The organism is Pseudomonas sp. D4002, from assembly GCF_013385665.1.
Taxonomy (GTDB): Bacteria; Pseudomonadota; Gammaproteobacteria; order Pseudomonadales; family Pseudomonadaceae; genus Aquipseudomonas.
The window spans coordinates 236,791-256,477 of record NZ_JACAPN010000024.1 but is presented as its reverse complement, the minus strand read 5'-3'; the positions used below and the strand labels follow the sequence as shown (position 1 = coordinate 256,477).

Here is a 19,687-nt window from a genome sequence, read left to right as displayed (position 1 = left end):
GGGTCAGCTTACGTGATCCGATTCCCTGCCATTTTTCTCCGGGATACAGGTTTACGCAGATGAGCAAGACTTCTCTCGATAAGAGCAAGATCAAGTTCCTTCTTCTGGAAGGCGTCCACCCATCGGCCGTCGAAGTCTTGAAGGCCGCCGGGTACACCAGCATTGAGTACATCACCAGTTCTCTGCCGGAAGCCCAGCTCAAGGAAAAGATCGCCGACGCGCACTTTATCGGCATTCGCTCCCGCACTCAGCTGACCGAAGAGATCTTCGATCACGCCAAGAAGTTGGTAGCTGTCGGCTGTTTCTGCATCGGCACCAACCAGGTCGACCTCAACGCAGCGCGCGAGCGCGGCATCGCGGTGTTCAACGCACCGTACTCCAACACCCGCTCCGTTGCTGAGCTGGTATTGGCCGAGGCGATCCTGTTGCTGCGCGGTATTCCCGAGAAGAACGCTTCCTGCCACCGTGGCGGCTGGATCAAGAGCGCAGCCAACTCCTTCGAAATCCGCGGCAAGAAGCTGGGTATCGTCGGTTACGGCTCGATCGGCACGCAGTTGTCGGTACTGGCCGAAGGCCTGGGCATGCAGGTGTTCTTCTACGACACCCTGACCAAGCTGCCATTGGGTAACGCCACCCAGGTGTCGAGCCTGACCGAGCTGCTGGGCATGTCCGACATCGTGACCCTGCACGTACCGGAAACCGCTGAGACCCAGTGGATGATCGGCGAGAAGGAAATCCGCGCCATCAAGAAGGGCGGGATCCTGATCAACGCTGCACGCGGCACCGTGGTCGAGCTGGACGCCCTGGCCGACGCGATCAAGGACAAGCACCTGATCGGCGCCGCCATCGACGTGTTCCCGGTAGAGCCGCGCTCTAACGACGACATCTTCGAAAGCCCGCTGCGTGGCCTGGACAACGTGATCCTGACCCCGCACATCGGCGGCTCCACCGCTGAAGCCCAAGCCAACATCGGCCTGGAAGTGTCGGAGAAACTGGTCAAGTACAGCGACAACGGTACGTCGGTGTCCTCGGTCAACTTCCCGGAAGTGGCTCTGCCGGCTCACCCTGGCAAGCACCGTCTGCTGCACATCCACCAGAACATCCCTGGCGTGATGATGGAGATCAACAAGGTCTTCGCGGAAAACGGCATCAACATTTCCGGTCAGTTCCTGCAGACCAACGAGAAAGTCGGCTACGTGGTTATCGACGTAGACGCCGAGTATTCGGACCTGGCGCAAGAGAAGCTGCAGCACATCAACGGCACTATCCGTAGCCGCGTGTTGTTCTAATCGCTAAACGCGCATAAAAAAGGGAGACCCTCGGGTCTCCCTTTTTTTGTCTGAACAAATCTTACTTGACGTTAACCGTGATGACTTTCGAGGCTACAGTCGGGTTGAACTGCATGTGCAGTTTGTCGCCGGCTACCAGTTGCAGCGTGTGCTTGCCTGGGGTGAGGGTCAGCTCGGTTTCGGTCTGTGCCTTGCCGTAGTGGATCACGGTATCGGTGGCCGGGATCGGCACGCTGGCATCCGGCAATTCTTTCTGGTCGATCAGCAGGTGGTGGTGGCCGGTGCCCGGGTCCTGGCTGGTGGCCGGGGCCAGTTTCAGTCCTTCCATGCCGAATTTCACGGTGAAGGTTTTATCGACGGTGGCGCCATCTTTGGGCGACACGATGAACACTTTGGCACCTTCTGGTGGAGCGCTGCGCGGGATGCCATCAGCAGCGGTCGCCAGCATCGAAGCGCCCAGCAATAGGCTGGCCAGGGTTGCACGGGTCAAAAAGGCTTTCATTCACTTCTCCAGTTTTTCCGGGAAATCTGTAGGGTTATGACAACTTCGCGACAAATTGCTGTCCAAGGCATTCAACACCATAGCAAAGCGAGCCTGAACAACGCTTCGCTCATTCGAATTCTTTAGGAGCGACCATGCGTTTCCTGCCTGGCCTGTTACTTTTACTTCCCCTTGCAAGTCCCTTGGCCCATGCCGAACTGATCGACGATGTATTTGACCGCGGGGAACTGCGCATCGCAATGGAAGCCAACACCCCGCCCTTCAACTTCAAGGAAGGCGACAAACTCACCGGTTTTGAAGTGGAGCTGGGTGAGTTGCTGGCCAAGGAAATGGACGTACGCCCCTCCTTTATCACTGTCGATGCCGCCGAGTTGCTGCCCGGCGTGGAAAGCGCCAAGTACGACGTGGCCATCAACCATATCGCTATGACTCCTGAACTGGCGGATCGTTTCGACTTCAGCGAGCCCTACAGCTACTCCAGCGCACAGCTGATCGTGCGCAAGCAGGAACAGCGCCCGTTGGGCAGCTTTGCGGCGCTCAAGGGCAAGGCGTTGGGCGTGGCCCAGGGCAGCCAGTTTGTGGAGCAGGCGCGCACCGCCGAGGGCGTTGATTTGCGCAGCTATGCCGATGCCAGGCAGCCGATCAAGGACGTTGCCGATCAACAGATCGATGCCGCCATCAGTGATCGGCTGCTGATTCCCTACGCGATTCGCGACAGCCAGCTGCCGGTGAAGGAAGGCGCAGACGTCGGCCCGACGCTAAGCCTGGCGATTCCGTTCCAGAAGGGTAACCCGGCGTTCAAGGCCAGCCTGGACAAGGCCCTGCAACGAGTGAAGGCCGATGGCCGGCTGGCGGCGCTGTCGGAGAAGTGGTTCGGGATGGATGCGAGCAAGCCGGTGAAAAAGGCCGAATAAACGACTCGGTCAATGTGGGAGCGGGCTTGCTCGCGAATGCGGTGGCTCGGCTTGAGCATCGGGTGACTGACACTGCGCTTTCGCGAGCAAGCCCGCCCCACATGTTGATCTATGTCGGGCTTGAGCATTTTGCCAGGGCCACTGCCGCTTCAGGCAACTCCAGCTCACTGAACACCAGTACCCCATGGCGCTTGAGCAACGCCGCCGTCACGCCTTCGCCGGTGACCTTTACGCCGGTGAAGGTACCGTCATAGGTCAGCAGATTGCCGCACGACGGGCTGTTGGCCTTGAGTACGGCGACGCGGATATTGTGACGCTGTACCAGCGCCAATGCCTGGCGGGCGCCATCGAGGAAGGCTTCGCTGAAGTCTTCCCCCTGGGCCGTCAGCACCTGGGCGCGGCCTTCCCACACGTCAATCCCCTGCCCGCCCGGGATTTCGGCAGACGGCCGTGGCGTCGGCAAGCCACCCGCCACTTCCGGGCACACGGCAACCACCCGGCCTTCGGCCTGCCACGCGGCCAGTTGGTCGAAAGGCCCGCTGGCCCCTCCGTCGTAGCGTACCCGGTGCCCCAGCAGGCAGCGGCTGACCAGAATCTTTTGCATCATCAAAACGGCTCGTTGCCCCGCCGGCGAAACCAGCCGGTGAGGGACAGGCGTTCGCGGGTGGCGGGCATGACTTCATGGGGGATTTCCCCCGACAGGAATACCACCAGGCAACCGCCGGTGGGCACCACATCGTATTCGACGTCGCCCTTGAGGTACATGCGCAACTGGCCGCCATGTTCCGGCAGCCAGGCGTTGTTCAAGTAGATCACCGCCGACACCATGCGCCGGTCGTCATCGCGAAAACGGTCCACATGCTTGAGGTAAAACGCCCCCGGCGGGTACATCGCGAAGTGGCTTTCGAAGTCTTCCAGGCCCAGGAACAGGCCACGGTTCATCGCCACCCGCAGGCTGTCCATCAGCTCCAGGTAGTTATCGCAGGCCACCACCTCGCCCGGCTCCAGCCACTGGATATGGTCACCCCGGATGCCCTCGCGAATCTCCTGGGAAGGCCCCCGTCCGACCGCCGCGGGCGCCAATTCACCTTCGGCGGCGCGTTTTTGGCACTCAGCCGCCAGTTCGAGGGTCAGAGCCTCGGGCAGGAAGATATTCTGCTGCGACCAGCCTTGTGCGGCCAGGTCATCGACAATGCGTAACAGCAGCGGGTGATCGGAGGGTATGGGCATGGCGCGCATAGTATCCATACGCCTGTGAATCCGACAGAGCCGCCGAGCGTCTGAATACACTTTAGTCAGGTGACCGATAGGATTTCTCGACAAATCCTACGCCCGACACGGACAATAGTGGCCGACTGACAGGAGTCCATATGCGTCGTTTGTTTTTTTCCTTGCTGATGTTCTGCGTTTTGCCCGCCTGGGCAGACAGCCATGACCAGTTGTACAAGGTCGCCGGCTGGGCAGACCAGCGCGCGCATTTTAATGACGCCCTCAGTGCCGCCCAGCAACGCTACCGCAACAGCCTGCCGCCGGCGGTGTATCAGGCGCTGGTGGACAACAGCAATAAACGCTTCGCGCCCCAGTCGGTAGACCAGCGCGCCGAAGCGCAACTGCGCAAGAATTTGGCGGACCCTAAGCCGGCACTGGCCTTCTTCCAGTCGCCGCTGGGCCGCAAGATTGTCGCCGCCGAGTTGCTGGCCACCCGCCGCGATCAGCTGGCGAAGAACGCCCAGGGCTTGCCGCACATGGAAGCCGATGCCACCCGCAGCCTGATCATCGGCCACCTGGCCCAGGCCTTGCCTGCGCGGGAAGCCGGGGCTGAAGTCAGCCTGGCGATTGCCGGCGTGGCGGCCGACAGCTTGAGCCAGATGATCCCCGGGCTGTTGGGCGGAGGCCAGGCGCAAGGCATGTTGAACGGCCAGCGTGAGCGCCTGATGCAGCAGATCGGCAATGATCTGAACAACACGCTGTTGTACGTCTACCGGGATTTGTCCGACCCGGAGCTGGAAGAGTTCGCGACGTTCGCGGAGTCGCCGGAGGGCAAGGCGTACTACAAGGCGGCACTGGCGGCGATTCGCGCCGGGCTGGCGGTCGGCCAAAGCACCTCGAGCCTGGCGCAGTAACCCTGTGGGAGCGGGCTTGCTCGCGAAGACGGTGTGCCAGTCACTGGTTATGCTAACTGATCGACCGCCTTCGCGAGCAAGCCCGCTCCCACATTTGGATTGCGTTATTTCAGGTGGTCGGTGAGAAACCCGAAGTATTGCTGCCGAATCTCCGGAATCTCATTCGCCAAGTGATGCCTGCCGCGCGGCAGCATCAACACCTCCGGTTGGTCGAACTTGCTGCGCAGCACCTTCAGGTTGTGCTGCCAGTCCACCGTCATGTCTTCCTCACCCTGCACGATCAACGGCCGCCGCGTGCTGCGTGGCGCCGCTTCAACACGTTTGATCCAGCGCGCCAGGGCGCCCACCCAGGCAGTCGGCAACTGCCGTGGCTGCAATGGGTCGGCCTCCAGGAACGGCTTGAACTGCGGGTCGTTGGTGTTATCGCTGAAGCGCCGGGCAATGCCTTTGACGAACGGCCGGAGCAGGTAATAGCTGAGCTGCGACCAACCCCAGGCGCGGGGCCGCACCAGCGGTGACAACAGGAACGTCTTGCCCTGGGCCGGGCTGTCGACGCCATGGCTAAGCAGGTGATCCACCACAATCGCGCCGCCGGTGCTTTGCCCGAACAAGTGCCACGGCTGCGGCAATTGCAGCGCCTTGGCCTGTTCAAACAACGCCTGCACCACGTCCTGGTACACCGCAAAGTCATCAATGCTGGCCCGCTCGCCGCTGGACAGGCCGTGGCCCGGCAAGTCGCAGGCGATCACCACAAAACCCTGGTCCAGCGCCCACTCCACGGCATGCCGGTACAGGCCCATATGGTCGTAGAAGCCATGGAACAGGAACATCGTCGCCACCGGCACCGGTGGCCACCACACCTGGCAGACCACGTCGAACCCATCCACCGCAAACCGCCCCAGGCGGCTTGTCGCGGGCACCTTGCGGGCAGCGAGGTCCAGGCCGTAGAAGCGCTGGTAGACCCGGGCCTCGGCTGAAAGCGGCTGCGCGTCCACCAGTGGGCGCAAGCTTTCGCGTAGATGATCAGGGTCAAACGTAACGGGCATAAGAACTTCCAGAATGTGGCTTCAACGCATTGAACAGATGAATATCGAGCCGCGATATTCATCTGTCAGGGCAAGCATGGCAAGCTACGCGTCCTCCGAGGATTGATCCAAATGCGACAGCCCTACCGCACCACCCTCTTCGCCAGCCTGATCGTGATCATTTGCGCCGGCGTGTTGTGGGCGGCGTATGACTGGTTCCAGGGACGCTACCTGCGGGCATTCAGTGAGCATACGGCGGTGTTTTCCGGTGACAGCCTGAGCCTGCCGGCCGAGCTTGCCGGCCCGGGCCCGATCCGCCTGGTGCACTTCTGGGACCCCGCCTGCCCGTGCAATGTCGGCAACCAGCAGCACCTTGGCGAGTTGATCGAGCAGTACGCCCCCCAGGGCGTGGAGTTCTATTCCCTGCAGAAAGCCGGCAGCCACGGGCAGTTGCCCGCCACCCTGGGCTCGATGAAGGCCCTCAAGGCCGTGCCCGGTGCCCAGCATCTGCCGGCCAGCCCTGCCGTGGGCATCTGGGACCGCAGCGGCAAGCTGGCGTATTTCGGGCCCTACAGCGAAGGGTTGACGTGTAACTCCAGCAACAGCTTTATCGAGCCGATCCTGCAAGCCCTCGAAGGCGGACGCGAGGTCAATGCGACCCACACCCTGGCGGTCGGCTGTTATTGCGAGTGGAACGGGGAAACGTCTCCACCCTGACTCGGCAAGCTGAACAGACGCTGTTCGTTCGACAAACTCGAACAACTGTATCGGCACGCTCCTGTATCGTAAGCAACGAGCCGTACAAGCAGACGACACGGGAACACATGAGCCAATTAACCATCATCCTCTGGATACTCAACGTCATCGTTGATACGTCCGGCCAGTTGGCGTTCAAAGCCGCAGCCTCAGCCAGCGCCGAGCATGACGGCATGGCCCACTGGCGCCATATGCTCAAGCGTCCGTGGATCTGGCTGGGCATCATCTGCTATGTGTTCGAATTCGTGCTGTGGCTGGCCTTCCTGACACTGGTGCCGTTGTCGGTCGGGGTGATGCTGGGCTCCATCAATATTGTCGTGATCATGATTGCCGGGCGTTTCCTGTTCAAGGAAAGCCTGAGCAAATGGCGGTTGATCGGCATCATGCTGATCGCCTGTGGCGTGACCGTCGTGGGGTTCGAGTAATGAAACGGTTTTATATCCTGGGTTTTCTGTCGCTGATCATTTTCGATACCTTGGCGCAGGTCAGTTTCAAGTTCGCCTCGATTCATGCCGAACCGCTGACGATGGACGCCGCCTGGTTGATCCGCGTGTTCGGTGCGCCATGGATCTACGGCGCATTCGTGGGCTACATCGGCGCGTTTTTCACCTGGATGACGCTGTTGAAATACGCCCCGGTGGGCCCGGCGTTTGCGGCGTCACACCTGGAGCTGATCAGCGTGACGCTGATCTCCGTCTGGCTGTTCAACGACACCCTTACCCTGCCCAAAATCGTCGGTGGCGCGCTGATTATCGCGGGCATACTGTGCCTGGCGCGCAGCGAAGACAAAGAAAGCAAGACCGTCGAGGCCGAACCCTCGCAGACGCTGGCGTCATGACGCCCGTTGTCAGCCAGCGGGAGATTCCGCCAACGGCGGGGCTTCCCCTGCGCTGGCAGGACTTGTTCAACCGCTCGGGCGACCTGGCCCGCGACCTGGCCCGACAGCTCGACATCCCGTTGCCGGCCCTGCCCTGCTCCGGCACCGCCGCGCTGATCATGGCGCTGCGGGTGTTGCAGCAGCGCACGCCGGGGCGCACCGAGCTTATCGTGCCGGCCTATACCTGCCCGCTGGTGGCCCTGGCGGCCCATCACTGCCCGCCTTTGCGCGTGGTGGCGTGCGATCTGCAGCCCGGCAGAATCGACCTGGACGAACACCAGCTGGCGCAGCTGTGCAACCAAAACACCTTGGCGATCGTCGTCACTCACCTGGCCGGGCGTGTGGCGGATGTGGAGGCTGCCAAGCGCATTGCCGAGCCACTCGGCATTGCGGTGATCGAAGACGCCGCCCAAGCCATGGGCGCACTGGATGATGGAAAAAGCGTCGGACTGAAAGGCGACATCGGCTTTTTCAGCATGGCGCTGGGCAAAGGCCTGACGACGGCTGAAGGCGGTGTGTTGTTCAGCCGGGATCCGGCGCTGCATCAGGCGTTGCACCAGCAATGCCGGCAGGACTTGCCCTTCAGCCTGCGCTGGGAAGTGCAACGCAGCGCCGAGCTGTGGGGCTATGCCGCGGCGTATCAGCCCCGCGGGCTGAAGTACGTGTACGGCAAACCGCTGCGGGCGGCGCTGGCGCGGGGCGATGAAGTGGCGGCGGTGGGCGATGATTTTTCCGTCAACGATATTCCGTTGCACCGCCTCGGCGGCTATCGCCAGAAGGTCGGCGCCGCAGCCCTGGCACGCTTGCCCGAGCATTTGCAGCAAGGCCGCCTGCGGGCCTTGCGTCGCGTGGCGCAGCTGAGCAGCTTGCCCGGCGTGTCGGTGTTGACCGACAGCCCGGGCCAGCAAGGCACCTGGCCGTTCCTGATGGTGGTGATGCCCAGCGCACAAACCCGCGATACCGCGATGGCGCAGCTGTGGACGGCAGGCCTGGGCGTGACCCGCCTGTTCATCCACGTATTGCCGGGCTACCCGGCACTCACCCCGCTGTTACAGCAAGGCGCCGATATCCCCCGCGCGCAAAGCTTCGCCGCCCAGACACTGTCGATCAGCAATAGCCACTGGCTGACGGACGAGCTGTTCGAGCAAGTGCTGGATCATCTGCGGCGGATTCTTAAACGCTAGGCCCAACTTTGATCGATACGGGTCAACAAGCGCGCATTCAGCTCATTCTGCTGCTGTTGCCAGATCACCACCTGGTTTTCCGGCAACTCTTCCTGGCCATCCGACGCACTCAGCCAGCGCTTGAACTTGCTCTGGTAGTGGTAGGCGGACACGTCGCCGGTAATGTCCGCACCAATAATGCTGCCGTGGCAGGCGTCGATCAGCGCATTCAAATGCTTCTCCAGAAACTCGCCCTGGTCCCAGTTGGTATTCACCACCTGCGGGCTCAGCACGTCTTTGTCGATGGAGAGATACACCGGCAGCGAAGGGTCGAGCTGCGCCAGGAACGCGCTCATCAACTCGTCCGCGCTGGTGAATGCACGATTGCTGCGGCCTGCGCCGATCCAGTTCAACCAGCGGGTATCGACGTTGGTGTTCCAGTAGGTCAGCTTGCGTTTCACCAGCGGCGACCAGTGATTCTCCCAGGCGTGCTTGAGGGAAATGTCCGGCGAGCCAATGCCCAGCACGTGAACGTGCTCGACCTGCGGCAGGCGGCTGGCCCAGTAGACCCAGGACCCACAATGGATACCAAACGGATAACGCATGTTGTCCGGGTGGTTATCGCAAATGATCAGCTGGATCTTTTGCTGGGTGGGAAGACGGTTCAACAACAGCTGGCTGAGGTGGTGATAATCACCGCTGCCGGTAAACACACAGCCGTAATCGCTGGGCATCTGCGCGTGCAGGGCGCTCTCCAGCTCCTTGAACTGCGCCCAGCGGCAGCCGAAACGGATCTTCTCCTGCCAGGCTTGCAACGGCAGGGTAAGGGCGCCGGGAATGTTATTCACGGCCCCGTCAAAATCGAGGATCAATGCGGGACGGGCCTGGCTCATGCGGTTTGCTCCTGCTGCCACTGGGTATCGCTTTCAAAATGGTGCCGGAAACGGTTCATCACTTTGCGCAGCAGCGGGTTCCTCACCCACACCAGATGGCGGGTAAACGTGAACTTGGCGCCGAGGCTGGACTTGACCTGTGGGTCGGTCCACCCCGCGACATAAAACTGCAGGCCCTTTTCCAGGGCGAACTCCAGGTTCACAAACCAGCTGACGAAGTACAGGTTGTGCTCCAGCGCCAGCGGGTAGTTCAGGCCGATGTACTTGTCGAGCAACTTGCCGTCTTGCTGGTAGCACAGGTTATAGCCAACCAGTTCGTCCTCGTCCCAGTAGCAGAACACATGCCCGCCGCTGTCGGCATCGGTGAGCAACTGGATGAAGAATTCGGGCGTGAGCAAGTCGAAGTGGATTTCGCTCTGTGCGTACACCGCCTTGTACAGCCGATACAGTTCCTGCTGCCATTGCTCATCGCTGAAGCGGGCATCGCCGGTGTCCAGGATCTCGATGCGCAGCTCATCACGGCTGCGTAGCTTGCGGCGGATATTGCGGCGACGGCTGTGGGACAACCGCGACAGATACTCATCCGTCGAGCTGAAGTCGATCGGTACATAGGCCAGCGCCTGGCCCTCTACATTGATGAATCCGCGCTGGGTGCAGGCCTCGATCAACGCGTGTGCGTAGCGATTGTCCTCAACGCTGAGCAGCGGAGAATCCAGCGGCACATCCTTGACGATGGTGAGCTTGCGTTGCGGTGCACACTCCTGTTGCAGCCATTGCGCCATGTCCTGTGGCGGTACGTTCAGCGGGAACGGGGAATATTCGCTGACCGTGGTGCCGATAAAACAGGTGTCGATATGCAGCCATGACTGCCACAAACGGTACCCGGGCCAACTGCGCAGGCGGCTACGCAGCTCATCGTCGGCGGTGGTCTGCAGGTCGAACCGGGTAAAAAAGTACGGCAGTCCCTGTGCTGACAGCTGGGCAGTGAAGCCCGCCGGCGGGTATCGCAAAAAATTGCTGATCAGCGATGGCGTTTCCATGCAGCAGGCATAAGGCACCTGTGCACGGCTGGGATCTGTCATAAATTGCATTCCGAAAGTGATAGCAAAGGCGCGCCCGGATGACGGGGTGAATCATCGCGCCGCTGGTTTCATGTAACAGAGTAAACATAATACTCCGCCCACCCGCGGCCCACTTCAGAACCCCCACTTCATGCAGCTCAGGTTCAGGGAGCACGAACCCGAGAGCATTTTCCGCAGCGCTCGCCAAACCCACTAAACTGCCCGAATCTTCACGGTGACCGACTAATAAGGGACAACCCATGAAACGCATCCTGACCGCGCTGGCCATCCTGCTCGTAGCCCTTATGGTTGGCGCCGGCTGGTACGTGTACAGCAAGCAGCCGACTCGCCAGGGCACGGTGGAGCTGGCCCATCTGCAAGGTTCGGTCACCGTGCGCTACGACGACCGAGGCGTGCCGCATATCCGCGCCGAGAACGAGACCGACCTGTACCGTGCCCTCGGCTACGTACATGCCCAGGACCGGCTGTTCCAGATGGAAATCATGCGGCGCCTGTCCCGTGGCGAGCTGGCCGAGGTGCTGGGGCCCAAGCTGCTGGAGACCGACAAGCTATTTCGCAGCCTGCGCATTCGCGAGCGCGCCTTGAGCTACGTCGAGCACATGGACCATGAGTCTGCGTCCTGGAAGGCCCTGCAAGCCTACCTGGACGGGGTCAACCAGTATCAGGACAGCCACGCCAAACCCATGGAGTTCGACGTACTGGGCATCCCCAAGCGCCCGTTCACCGCCGAAGACACCATCAGCGTCGCCGGCTACCTGGCCTACAGCTTTGCCGCAGCCTTTCGCACCGAACCCTTGCTGACCTACGTACGCGATCAGTTGGGCAACGACTACCTGAAGGTCTTCGACCTCGACTGGCAGCCCAAGGGCGCGCTGAACCTGGCGGCCGGAGACTGGAAAGACCTCGGCGCCATTGCCCAGTTGAGCGAACAGGCCATGGCCGACAACGGCCTGCCGCAGTTCGAAGGCAGCAACGCCTGGGCCATCAGCGGCAGCCGCACCAAGAGCGGCAAACCGTTGCTGGCGGGTGACCCGCATATCCGTTTCTCGGTGCCGTCGGTGTGGTACGAGGCGCAGCTGTCGGCGCCGGGCTTCGAGCTTTACGGCTATCACAACGCGCTGGTGCCGGTGGCGTTCCTGGGCCACAACAAGGATTTCGGCTGGAGCCTGACCATGTTCCAGAACGATGACCTCGACCTGATCGCCGAGAAGGTCAACCCGGACAACCCCAACCAGGTCTGGTACCACGACAAGTGGGTGGACATGACCAGCAGCGAGCAACAGATCGCGGTCAAGGGCCAGGACCCGGTAACCCTGACCCTGCGCACCTCGCCCCACGGTCCGATCATCAACGACGTGCTCGGCGAGAATGCCGGCAAGACGCCGATTGCCATGTGGTGGGCATTCCTGGATACCGAAAACCCGATCCTCGACGGTTTCTATCAGCTCAACCGTGCCGATACCCTCGCCAAAGCGCGTGCGGCGGCGGCCAAGGTCCAGGCGCCTGGCTTGAACATCGTATGGGCCAATGCCAAGGGCGATATCGGCTGGTGGGCGGCGGCGCAATTGCCGATCCGCCCGGCCGGGGTCAACCCGGGCTTTATCCTCGACGGCAGTACCGCCCAGGCGGACAAGCTCGGTTTCTACCCATTCAGCGCCAACCCCCAGGAAGAAAACCCGGCCCGCGGTTATGTGGTGTCCGCCAATGCCCAGCCCGCGTCACCCATCGGCATGCCGATCCCCGGGTATTACAACCTGGCAGACCGTGGCCAGCAGTTGAACGCGCAACTGAGCGACAACAGCGTGAAATGGGACGTGGACAACAGCCAGGCCTTGCAGCTCGGCACCACCACCGCCTACGGGCCACGGCTGCTGGCACCGCTGCTGCCGGTGCTGCGTGACGTGGTCAAGGACCCGGCGCAGTTGAAGCTGGTGGAGCAACTGGCAGCCTGGAAAGGCGATTACCCGCTGGACTCCACCAGTGCCACGCTGTTCAACCAGTTCCTGTTCAACCTCACTGACGCGGCGTTCCACCCGAAACTGGGCGATGGGATGTTCAAGACCTTGCTCACCACTCGGGTAGTGGACGCAGCCTTGCCGCGCCTGGCCGCTTCAGCGGATTCGCCGTGGTGGGATGGCCACCGCGCCGAGACCGTCAAGCTTGCCTGGGACAACAGCCTGCAACACCTCAAGGCGACCTTTGGTGACGACCCATCGCAGTGGCAATGGGGCAAGGCCCACACCCTGACCCACGGCCATCCACTGGGCTCGCAGAAGCCGTTGGACAAGATCGTCAACGTAGGCCCGTTTGCCGCTCCCGGCACCCATGAAGTACCCAACAACCAATCCGCACAGATCGGCCCGGCGCCGTGGCCGGTGACGTACGGGCCGTCGACCCGACGCCTGATTGATTTCGCCGATGCCGCACATGGGCTGACCATCAACCCGGTCGGGCAGAGTGGTGTGCCGTTCGACAAGCACTATTCCGATCAGGCGGAGATGTACATCGAAGGCGGGTATGAGCAGGCGCATTTCAATGATGAGGAAGTGACGGCGAATACCCGCAGTACGCTCAAGCTATTGCCGGCCCGGACACCGCAATAACTGAAGAAACAAAAAATCAATGTGGGAGCGGGCTTGCTCGCGAATGCGGTGGATCAGTCAATACATCTGGTGACTGACACTCCGCATTCGCGAGCAAGCCCGCTCCCACATTTTGATCTGCGTTGTTGCTTCTAGCGGGTACGCAGCCGCCCCGGCGCCTCACCGTAGGTTTCCTTGAATTTCTTGCTGAACGCCGCCTGGGATTGATACCCCGCCTGAGCGGCAATATCCGTCAGGCTCAGCCGCGACTGATGCAGCAGGTTGAACGCCAGCTCCATGCGCAACTGCGTCAGCAACACCCACGGCGACACGCCTGCCACTTTGACAAACCCACGCATGAAGGTCGCCCGGGACATCGACGCGGCGCTGGCCAGGCTGTCGATGGTCCACTCATGCCCGGGATCCGCCAGCATCGCCTGCCAGGCCTTGCCCAGGCGTTTGTCGGTCAACAAGGCAAAGGTGCCCGCCACCGGCGCTTGCTGCGTCAGCCATGCCCGCAGGATCAGGGTGAACAACGCCGACGACAGCGCATCAATGAAAAACCGCGCCCCCAGCCGCTGCCCGTCCGCCTCGCTGCGCAGCAGTGCGATCAATGCCGCCAACTGCCCATCGGCCTGCCACTGCCGGCTGGACACCACCAGGTAGTCCGGCAACGCACTGAACAGCAACGACTGGCGGTTGTAGCGAAAGCTGCCGCAGAGCATGTCCACGTCCGGTTGCTCACCGCCCAGGCGATGGATCGGCAGCAAGCCGCCTTCGATCACGGTCTGCGCCACCGGCTTTACCCGCGCGCCCTGGCTGCGCACCAAGTGCGTCGCGCCACCGGGCATCAACAGGATGTCGCCCTCCTCCAACGTCACCTGCTGCCCGCCGGACAATTCGGCGCGGCACGTGCCCGTCAGCACAATGTGATACGGCGCCACGCCCAGCGGCTCGGGCTCGTGGTCCATGGCCCAGGCGCCCTGGAACTGGCAACGCAAGTCCAGGCTGCCCCGCAGGTTGGCCAACGCGATGAGGGTGTCGATGGAGTTCATTTGCGAGCATCGGTCAAAAAGGTGAGTGGATCGAACAAAAGCGCCAAACCTGAACCGCGCACACTGGCTTCACACCCAACCCGTTCAGGAGTTAACACGATGTTCAATAACTGGTCCGACTTGCTGCCTACCGTGAAGAAAGCCTTTGGCGCGCTGGGCAAGAGCAACCCGAAGATGGTCAAAGCCTACATGGCGCTGGGGGAAGCAGCCGAGGAAAATGACGTCCTGGATGCCAAGACCCGCGAGCTGATTTCCATCGCCGTGGCCATCACCACCCGCTGTGACGGCTGCATCGGCGTGCATGCCGACGCGGCGATCAAGGCCGGCGCCACCCGCGAAGAAGTGGCCGCGACCCTGGCCACCGCGATCTCGCTGAATGCCGGCGCGGCGTATATCTACTCGCTGCGCGCCCTGGAAGCCTATGACACGCTCAAACCGGCGCCGCAAAATTAAGCCGGAATTGTTGCGGCGTCACGCCCAGCCGGCGATTGAACACACTGCGCATGTGCTGGGCATCGCGAAAGCCGCATTGATACGCCACGGTCTTGAGCGGTGCGTGGGTGCTTTCGAGCATCACCCGCGCCGCATCCACCCGCGCCCGCTCGACGAACTCCGCCGGAGTGATCTGCGCTTCCCGGGCAAATACCCGCGAGAAGTTGCGCGCGCTCATGTTGGCGGCTTTGGCCAGGTCGGCGATGGTCAGGTCGCCCGTCAGGTTGGCCAATACATACAGCTGCACCAGCGCCACCGCCGAGGTGGCTTGCGCGTGGGGTGTCAGGAACGGGCTGAACTGCGACTGCCCGCCGGAACGCTGGGTGAACACCACCAGGCGCTTGGCCACGCTGAGGGCGACTTCCGGGCCGTGGTCCTGGGCCAGCAGGTACAGCGACAGGTCGATGCCCGCCGTCACCCCGGCCGAGGTGTAGAGGTTGCCGTCCTGCACATAGAGGCGGTCGGCTTCGACCTGGGCCGATGGGCACAAGCTGGCCAGATCGGCAGCGTCGCCCCAGTGGGTGGTGACGGTGCGCCCGTCCAGCAACCCGGCGCGGGCGAGCATGAAGGCACCGTTGCAGATGGAGCCGAAGCGCTTCGCCCGCGCGCTTGCGTCCCGCAGCCATTGATTGAACACCGGGCCAAAATCCTCGAAGGGCAGCTGCGGCCCGCCGGCCATCAACAGCAAGTCGTAAGGCTCGAGGGCCTCGCTGAAATGCCGGTGTGCCTGCAACGACAAGCCGTTAGAACAGGCCATGTTGCCGTGCCCCAGGCCAATCACCTCCAGCTGGTAATGCGCCTCGGGCGGCAGAAAACGGTTGGCCTCGCAGAACACATCCAGGGGCCCGGTCACGTCCAGTGACTGGACGCCGGGGAAGATCAGGATGGCGACGGTTTTGCCCATGAGCAGGAACACCTTTTTCTAACTGAATAAACACAACCCTTGTAGGAGCTGGCTTGCCGGCGATGCAGACACCTCGGTGTAGCAGGTATACCGAGGTGATGCTATCGCAGGCAAGCCAGCTCCTACATTTGATCGCGCATAGCCTTGGCGCGATATCGCGGCACATTGGCCGGGATCGCATCCTCGCCGCGATGGCCCCTTCGCGGTCGCGCGACCAGACTGGACTCATCGGCGCCAACCCCGGCGCTTTCTTGAGGAGAACGACCATGAGCACCACCATCGCCGGCATCAAGATCCCGGACAGCGCCCTGGCCAAGGCCACCACCGAATACATCCGCGACATCGAATCCGACCTGCTCTACCACCACTCCCGCCGGGTGTTCCTGTTCGGCGCATTGAGCGGCGAGCGCCAGCAATTGGCCTATAACCCGGAGCTGCTGTACGTCGGCGCGATGTTCCACGACCTGGGCCTGGTGGAAGGTCACCGCAGTGACGACGAACGCTTTGAAGTGGACGGCGCCAACGCGGCGGCGGACTTTCTCAAGCCTTACGGGTTGAGCGATGACGACATCGAACAGGTGTGGTTGTCCATCGCCCTGCACACCACACCGGGGGTGCCCAAGCACTTGCGTCCAACCGTGGCGCTGGTGACGGCGGGCGTGGAAATGGACGTACTGGGAATGGAGTACGCGGCGTTTACCAGCGTGCAGCGCGAAGCGGTGGTGCATGCGCATCCACGGGGTGAAGGGTTCAAGGAGTGCATCATCTGCGCGTTTGCCGACGGCCTGCGCCATCGCCCGCAGACCACGTTTGGCAACGTGAAGACCGATGTGCTGGTGGATCAGGAGCCGGGGTTCAAGCCGATGAATTTCGTCGAGGTGATTCGCAAGTCGCCTTGGACTGCTTAACCCGAATTGGAATGCAATCAAAATGTGGGAGCGGGCTTGCTCGCGAAGGCAGTGGATCAGTCAATACATCCGGTGACTGACACTGCGCTTTCGCGAGCAAGCCCGCTCCCACATTTTTGATCCGGTTTCTTCAGGGCTACCTGATTAGACCGGTGCTGGAGCCCGACGCGAATCCGCCGGCTTCTCCCAACCATCCGCAGCCGCTTCCTCAATCGCCTGCTGGATCGCTTTCTTGCGGTGCTCTTCCGCACGACGGCTGAAGAACCACACCAGGAACGTCACGATCGACACCGCCAACAGAATCAGGCTGGCCACGGCGTTGATCTCGGGTTTAACCCCCAGGCGAACCGCCGAGAACACTTCCATCGGCAACGTGGTCGAACCCGGCCCCGACACGAAGCTGGCCAACACCAGGTCATCCAGCGACAGCGCGAACGACATCATGCCGCCCGCCGCCAGCGACGGCGCGATCATCGGAATGGTGATCAGGAAGAACACCTTCCACGGCCGCGCACCCAGGTCCATGGCTGCCTCTTCAATCGACAGGTCCAGCTCACGCAAGCGCGCCGACACCACCACCGCCACATACGCCGAACAGAACGTGGTGTGGGCGATCCAGATGGTCACCAGGCCACGTTCCTGCGGCCAGCCGATCATCTGCGCCATGGCCACGAACAGCAGCAACAGCGACAGACCGGTGATCACTTCCGGCATCACCAGCGGCGCCGTCACCAGGCCGCCGAACAGCGTGCGGCCCTTGAACTGGCTGATGCGCGTCAGCACGAACGCCGCCAATGTACCGAGTGCCACCGCCGCAATCGCGGTGTAGCAGGCGATTTCCAGGGAGCGACCGACCGAGCCCATCAACTGGGTGTTGTCCAACAGGCCGACGTACCACTTGATCGACCAACCGCCCCACACCGTCACCAGTTTGGATTCGTTGAACGAGTAGATCACCAGGATCAGCATCGGCAGGTAGATGAACAGCAACCCCGCCACCAGCATGAAGCTTGAGAAACTGACGCGCTTCATATCTTGCCCTCCATCTCTTTGGCTTGGCTGCGGTTGAACAGGATGATCGGCACGATCAGGATCGCCAGCATCACCACCGCCAGGGCAGACGCCACCGGCCAGTCACGGTTGTTGAAGAATTCTTGCCACAACACTTTACCGATCATCAGGGTTTCCGGACCGCCCAGCAGTTCCGGGATCACGAACTCGCCCACCACCGGGATAAACACCAGCATGCAGCCGGCGATGATGCCGTTCTTGGACAGCGGCACGGTGATTTTCCAGAAGCTGTTGAAGGTACTCGAACCCAGGTCCGACGCGGCTTCCAGCAGGCTCTGGTCGTGCTTCACCAGGTTGGCGTACAGCGGCAGGATCATGAACGGCAGGTACGAATAGACCACGCCGATATACACCGCAATGTTGGTGTTGAGGATCTGCAGCGGTTCGTTGATCAACCCGATGGACATCAGGAAGCCGTTGAGCAAACCGTTGTTGCTGAGGATGCCCATCCACGCATAGACCCGGATCAGGATCGCAGTCCAGGTCGGCATCATGATCAGCAGCACCAGCACGGTCTGGATTTCCTTGCGTGCGCTGGCAATGGCGTAGGCCATCGGGTAGCCGATCAGCAGGCAGAGGATGGTGCTGAAAAACGCCATCTTCAGCGAGCCCAGGTACGCCGCGATGTACAACTCGTCATCGCCCAGCATCCCGTAGTTGGCCAGGTTCAGCACCAACTGCAGTTTCTGTTCAACGAAGGTGTAGATCTCGGTGTAAGGCGGGATCGCCACGTCGGCTTCGGCAAAGCTGATCTTCAAGACGATGAAGAACGGCAGCATGAAGAACAGGAACAACCAGAGGAAAGGGATCCCGATGACCACATGCCGGCCACCGGGGGTTATTCGTTGCAGCTGGCGTTTGAACTTCTTCATGTTCATGAGCGAAGTACCACGCCGCTGTCGTCTTCCCACCACACGTACACCTGGTCGCCCCAGGTAGGGCGCTGGCCACGGCGTTCGGCATTGGCCACGAAGGATTGCACCAGCTTGCCGCTCGGCAATTCGACGTAGAACACCGAATGGCCGCCGAGGTAGGCGATGTCGTGCACCTTGCCGCTGGACCAGTTGTGCTCGCAGGTCGGCATTTCGGTGGTCACCAGCAGCTTTTCAGGGCGGATGGCGTAGGTCACCGACTTGTCTTCCACCGAAGTGGCGATGCCGTAGCCGACGTAGATATCGCGGTCCAGGTCCGGGCACTTGAGTACCGCGTGGCCTTCGGCGTCGTCCACCACCTGGGTGTCGAAGATGTTGACGTTGCCGATGAACTCGCACACCAGGCGGCTGGTCGGCGTTTCATAGATGTCGATCGGGCTGCCGATCTGGGCGATCCAGCCCAGGTGCATGATCGCGATGCGCTCGGCCATGGTCATGGCCTCTTCCTGGTCGTGGGTCACCATCACGCAGGTCACGCCCACGCGCTCGATGATCTCCACCAGTTCCAGTTGCATCTGCGAACGCAGCTTCTTGTCGAGTGCGCCCATCGGCTCATCGAGCAGCAGCAGTTTCGGACGCTTGGCCAGGGAACGCGCCAGCGCCACCCGCTGACGCTGGCCGCCGGACAGCTGGTGCGGCTTGCGCTTGGCGTACTGGCTCATCTGCACCAGCTTGAGCATCTCGGCCACACGGGCGTCGACCTCGGCCTTGGGGATCTTGTCCTGCTGCAGGCCAAACGCGATGTTCTGGGCCACGGTCATGTGGGGGAACAAGGCGTAGGACTGGAACATCATGTTGATCGGCCGCTCGTACGGCGGCATGTCGGTGATGTCCACACCGTCGAGGTAAATGCGTCCTTCCGTTGGGCGCTCGAAGCCTGCGAGCATGCGCAGCAAGGTGGATTTGCCCGAACCCGATCCGCCGAGCAAGGCGAAGATTTCGCCTTTCTTGATTTCCAGGGACACATCGTCCACCGCAATCGTCTCGTCGAACTTCTTCGTGACCCGGTCGATTTTGACCAGCACCTTTTTCGGTGTCTGGTCGCCCTCGAGGGCTTTCTTATAGGCGCCGGAGGCAACTGCCATTTACGAAACTCCCAGAATAAAAAGAGTGCAGCTC

Annotated in this window: 21 protein-coding genes; 10 read left to right on the top strand and 11 right to left on the bottom strand. The window is 61.7% G+C overall.

The features are described 5' to 3' along the window. The first annotated feature begins 59 nt into the window (after window positions 1-59). Window positions 60-1,289, top strand: coding sequence for a phosphoglycerate dehydrogenase (gene serA / locus HX824_RS18420; protein WP_003213846.1), 1,230 nt, complete (start codon window positions 60-62; stop codon window positions 1,287-1,289). Window positions 1,290-1,350: 61 nt separating this feature from the next. Here serA and HX824_RS18415 read toward each other — a convergent pair whose 3' ends face one another. Beyond that, entirely contained in the window at window positions 1,351-1,791 is a 441-nt protein-coding gene (locus HX824_RS18415) for a DUF4399 domain-containing protein (RefSeq protein WP_003213848.1), read from the bottom strand. A gap of 134 nt (window positions 1,792-1,925) precedes the next feature. Here HX824_RS18415 and HX824_RS18410 point away from each other — a divergent pair, with 134 nt between their 5' ends. Further along, window positions 1,926-2,705 (top strand): transporter substrate-binding domain-containing protein, encoded by a 780-nt coding sequence (locus HX824_RS18410; RefSeq protein WP_003213851.1) that lies wholly within the window; start codon window positions 1,926-1,928, stop codon window positions 2,703-2,705. A gap of 109 nt (window positions 2,706-2,814) precedes the next feature. Here the strand turns inward: HX824_RS18410 and HX824_RS18405 are convergent, their stop codons facing one another. Both HX824_RS18405 and HX824_RS18400 read right to left on the bottom strand, forming a co-directional pair. After that, complete coding sequence (locus HX824_RS18405; protein ID WP_043226180.1) at window positions 2,815-3,309, bottom strand: DUF523 domain-containing protein; 495 nt, start codon at window positions 3,307-3,309, stop codon at window positions 2,815-2,817. A gap of 2 nt (window positions 3,310-3,311) precedes the next feature. Next, the gene (locus HX824_RS18400) at window positions 3,312-3,944 is read right to left on the bottom strand and encodes a 2OG-Fe(II) oxygenase (protein ID WP_003213854.1); all 633 of its coding nucleotides are present in this window, start codon (window positions 3,942-3,944) and stop codon (window positions 3,312-3,314) included. A gap of 131 nt (window positions 3,945-4,075) precedes the next feature. On the opposite strand from HX824_RS18400, the gene HX824_RS18395 reads away from it, so the two are divergent. After that, window positions 4,076-4,828: a DUF2059 domain-containing protein gene (locus HX824_RS18395; protein ID WP_008438922.1), complete on the top strand. Its 753-nt coding sequence runs from the start codon at window positions 4,076-4,078 to the stop codon at window positions 4,826-4,828. Between the two features lie 104 nt (window positions 4,829-4,932). Here the strand turns inward: HX824_RS18395 and HX824_RS18390 are convergent, their stop codons facing one another. Further along, a complete protein-coding gene (locus HX824_RS18390; RefSeq protein WP_177054908.1) occupies window positions 4,933-5,874 on the bottom strand; it encodes an alpha/beta hydrolase in 942 nt (313 codons plus the stop codon). Window positions 5,875-5,985: 111 nt separating this feature from the next. Between HX824_RS18390 and HX824_RS18385 the strand changes: the two genes are divergently transcribed. The 4 genes from HX824_RS18385 (at window position 5,986) to HX824_RS18370 (ending at window position 8,670) form a co-directional block, all read left to right on the top strand. Next, the gene (locus HX824_RS18385; protein ID WP_003213861.1) at window positions 5,986-6,570 is read left to right on the top strand and encodes a DUF6436 domain-containing protein; all 585 of its coding nucleotides are present in this window, start codon (window positions 5,986-5,988) and stop codon (window positions 6,568-6,570) included. Between the two features lie 107 nt (window positions 6,571-6,677). After that, entirely contained in the window at window positions 6,678-7,034 is a 357-nt protein-coding gene (locus tag HX824_RS18380; protein WP_003213864.1) for an EamA family transporter, read from the top strand. Further along, on the top strand, window positions 7,034-7,447 hold the full coding sequence (locus tag HX824_RS18375; RefSeq protein ID WP_008438917.1) for a multidrug efflux SMR transporter: 414 nt from the start codon (window positions 7,034-7,036) through the stop codon (window positions 7,445-7,447). Before HX824_RS18380 ends, HX824_RS18375 begins: the two co-directional genes overlap by 1 nt. Then, entirely contained in the window at window positions 7,444-8,670 is a 1,227-nt protein-coding gene (locus HX824_RS18370; protein WP_177054907.1) for a DegT/DnrJ/EryC1/StrS family aminotransferase, read from the top strand. The genes HX824_RS18375 and HX824_RS18370 overlap by 4 nt, the downstream gene beginning before the upstream one ends. On the opposite strand, the gene HX824_RS18365 is transcribed toward HX824_RS18370, so the two are convergent. Together HX824_RS18365 and HX824_RS18360 are read right to left on the bottom strand one after the other, a co-directional pair. After that, complete coding sequence (locus tag HX824_RS18365) at window positions 8,667-9,542, bottom strand: hypothetical protein (RefSeq protein WP_003213870.1); 876 nt, start codon at window positions 9,540-9,542, stop codon at window positions 8,667-8,669. The two genes, HX824_RS18370 and HX824_RS18365, sit on opposite strands and share 4 nt — an antisense overlap. After that, window positions 9,539-10,624 carry a GNAT family N-acetyltransferase gene (locus HX824_RS18360; protein WP_177041145.1) on the bottom strand — a complete coding sequence of 362 codons (1,086 nt, stop codon included), beginning with the start codon at window positions 10,622-10,624 and terminating at the stop codon, window positions 9,539-9,541. The genes HX824_RS18365 and HX824_RS18360 overlap by 4 nt, the downstream gene beginning before the upstream one ends. A 239-nt stretch (window positions 10,625-10,863) precedes the next feature. On the opposite strand from HX824_RS18360, the gene HX824_RS18355 reads away from it, so the two are divergent. Further along, window positions 10,864-13,227, top strand: coding sequence for a penicillin acylase family protein (locus HX824_RS18355; protein WP_177054906.1), 2,364 nt, complete (start codon window positions 10,864-10,866; stop codon window positions 13,225-13,227). A gap of 131 nt (window positions 13,228-13,358) precedes the next feature. Here HX824_RS18355 and HX824_RS18350 read toward each other — a convergent pair whose 3' ends face one another. Next, the gene (locus HX824_RS18350) at window positions 13,359-14,261 is read right to left on the bottom strand and encodes an AraC family transcriptional regulator (RefSeq protein WP_177054905.1); all 903 of its coding nucleotides are present in this window, start codon (window positions 14,259-14,261) and stop codon (window positions 13,359-13,361) included. A gap of 99 nt (window positions 14,262-14,360) precedes the next feature. On the opposite strand from HX824_RS18350, the gene HX824_RS18345 reads away from it, so the two are divergent. After that, window positions 14,361-14,714 (top strand): carboxymuconolactone decarboxylase family protein, encoded by a 354-nt coding sequence (locus HX824_RS18345; RefSeq protein WP_008438910.1) that lies wholly within the window; start codon window positions 14,361-14,363, stop codon window positions 14,712-14,714. On the opposite strand, the gene HX824_RS18340 is transcribed toward HX824_RS18345, so the two are convergent. Further along, a complete protein-coding gene (locus HX824_RS18340; RefSeq protein WP_177009079.1) occupies window positions 14,692-15,657 on the bottom strand; it encodes a GlxA family transcriptional regulator in 966 nt (321 codons plus the stop codon). The genes HX824_RS18345 and HX824_RS18340 overlap by 23 nt on opposite strands. A 266-nt stretch (window positions 15,658-15,923) precedes the next feature. Here HX824_RS18340 and HX824_RS18335 point away from each other — a divergent pair, with 266 nt between their 5' ends. Continuing rightward, window positions 15,924-16,565 carry an HD domain-containing protein gene (locus HX824_RS18335; protein WP_003213877.1) on the top strand — a complete coding sequence of 214 codons (642 nt, stop codon included), beginning with the start codon at window positions 15,924-15,926 and terminating at the stop codon, window positions 16,563-16,565. Window positions 16,566-16,709: 144 nt separating this feature from the next. Here HX824_RS18335 and HX824_RS18330 read toward each other — a convergent pair whose 3' ends face one another. Genes HX824_RS18330 through HX824_RS18320 form a run of 3 tightly spaced genes read right to left on the bottom strand, consistent with a single transcriptional unit; the run spans window position 16,710 to window position 19,653 of the window. Next, complete coding sequence (locus HX824_RS18330) at window positions 16,710-17,597, bottom strand: ABC transporter permease subunit (protein WP_008438909.1); 888 nt, start codon at window positions 17,595-17,597, stop codon at window positions 16,710-16,712. Next, on the bottom strand, window positions 17,594-18,514 hold the full coding sequence (locus tag HX824_RS18325; protein WP_003213882.1) for an ABC transporter permease subunit: 921 nt from the start codon (window positions 18,512-18,514) through the stop codon (window positions 17,594-17,596). The genes HX824_RS18330 and HX824_RS18325 overlap by 4 nt, the downstream gene beginning before the upstream one ends. After that, window positions 18,511-19,653 carry an ABC transporter ATP-binding protein gene (locus HX824_RS18320; protein WP_003195240.1) on the bottom strand — a complete coding sequence of 381 codons (1,143 nt, stop codon included), beginning with the start codon at window positions 19,651-19,653 and terminating at the stop codon, window positions 18,511-18,513. The genes HX824_RS18325 and HX824_RS18320 overlap by 4 nt, the downstream gene beginning before the upstream one ends. Window positions 19,654-19,687: the final 34 nt, after the last annotated feature.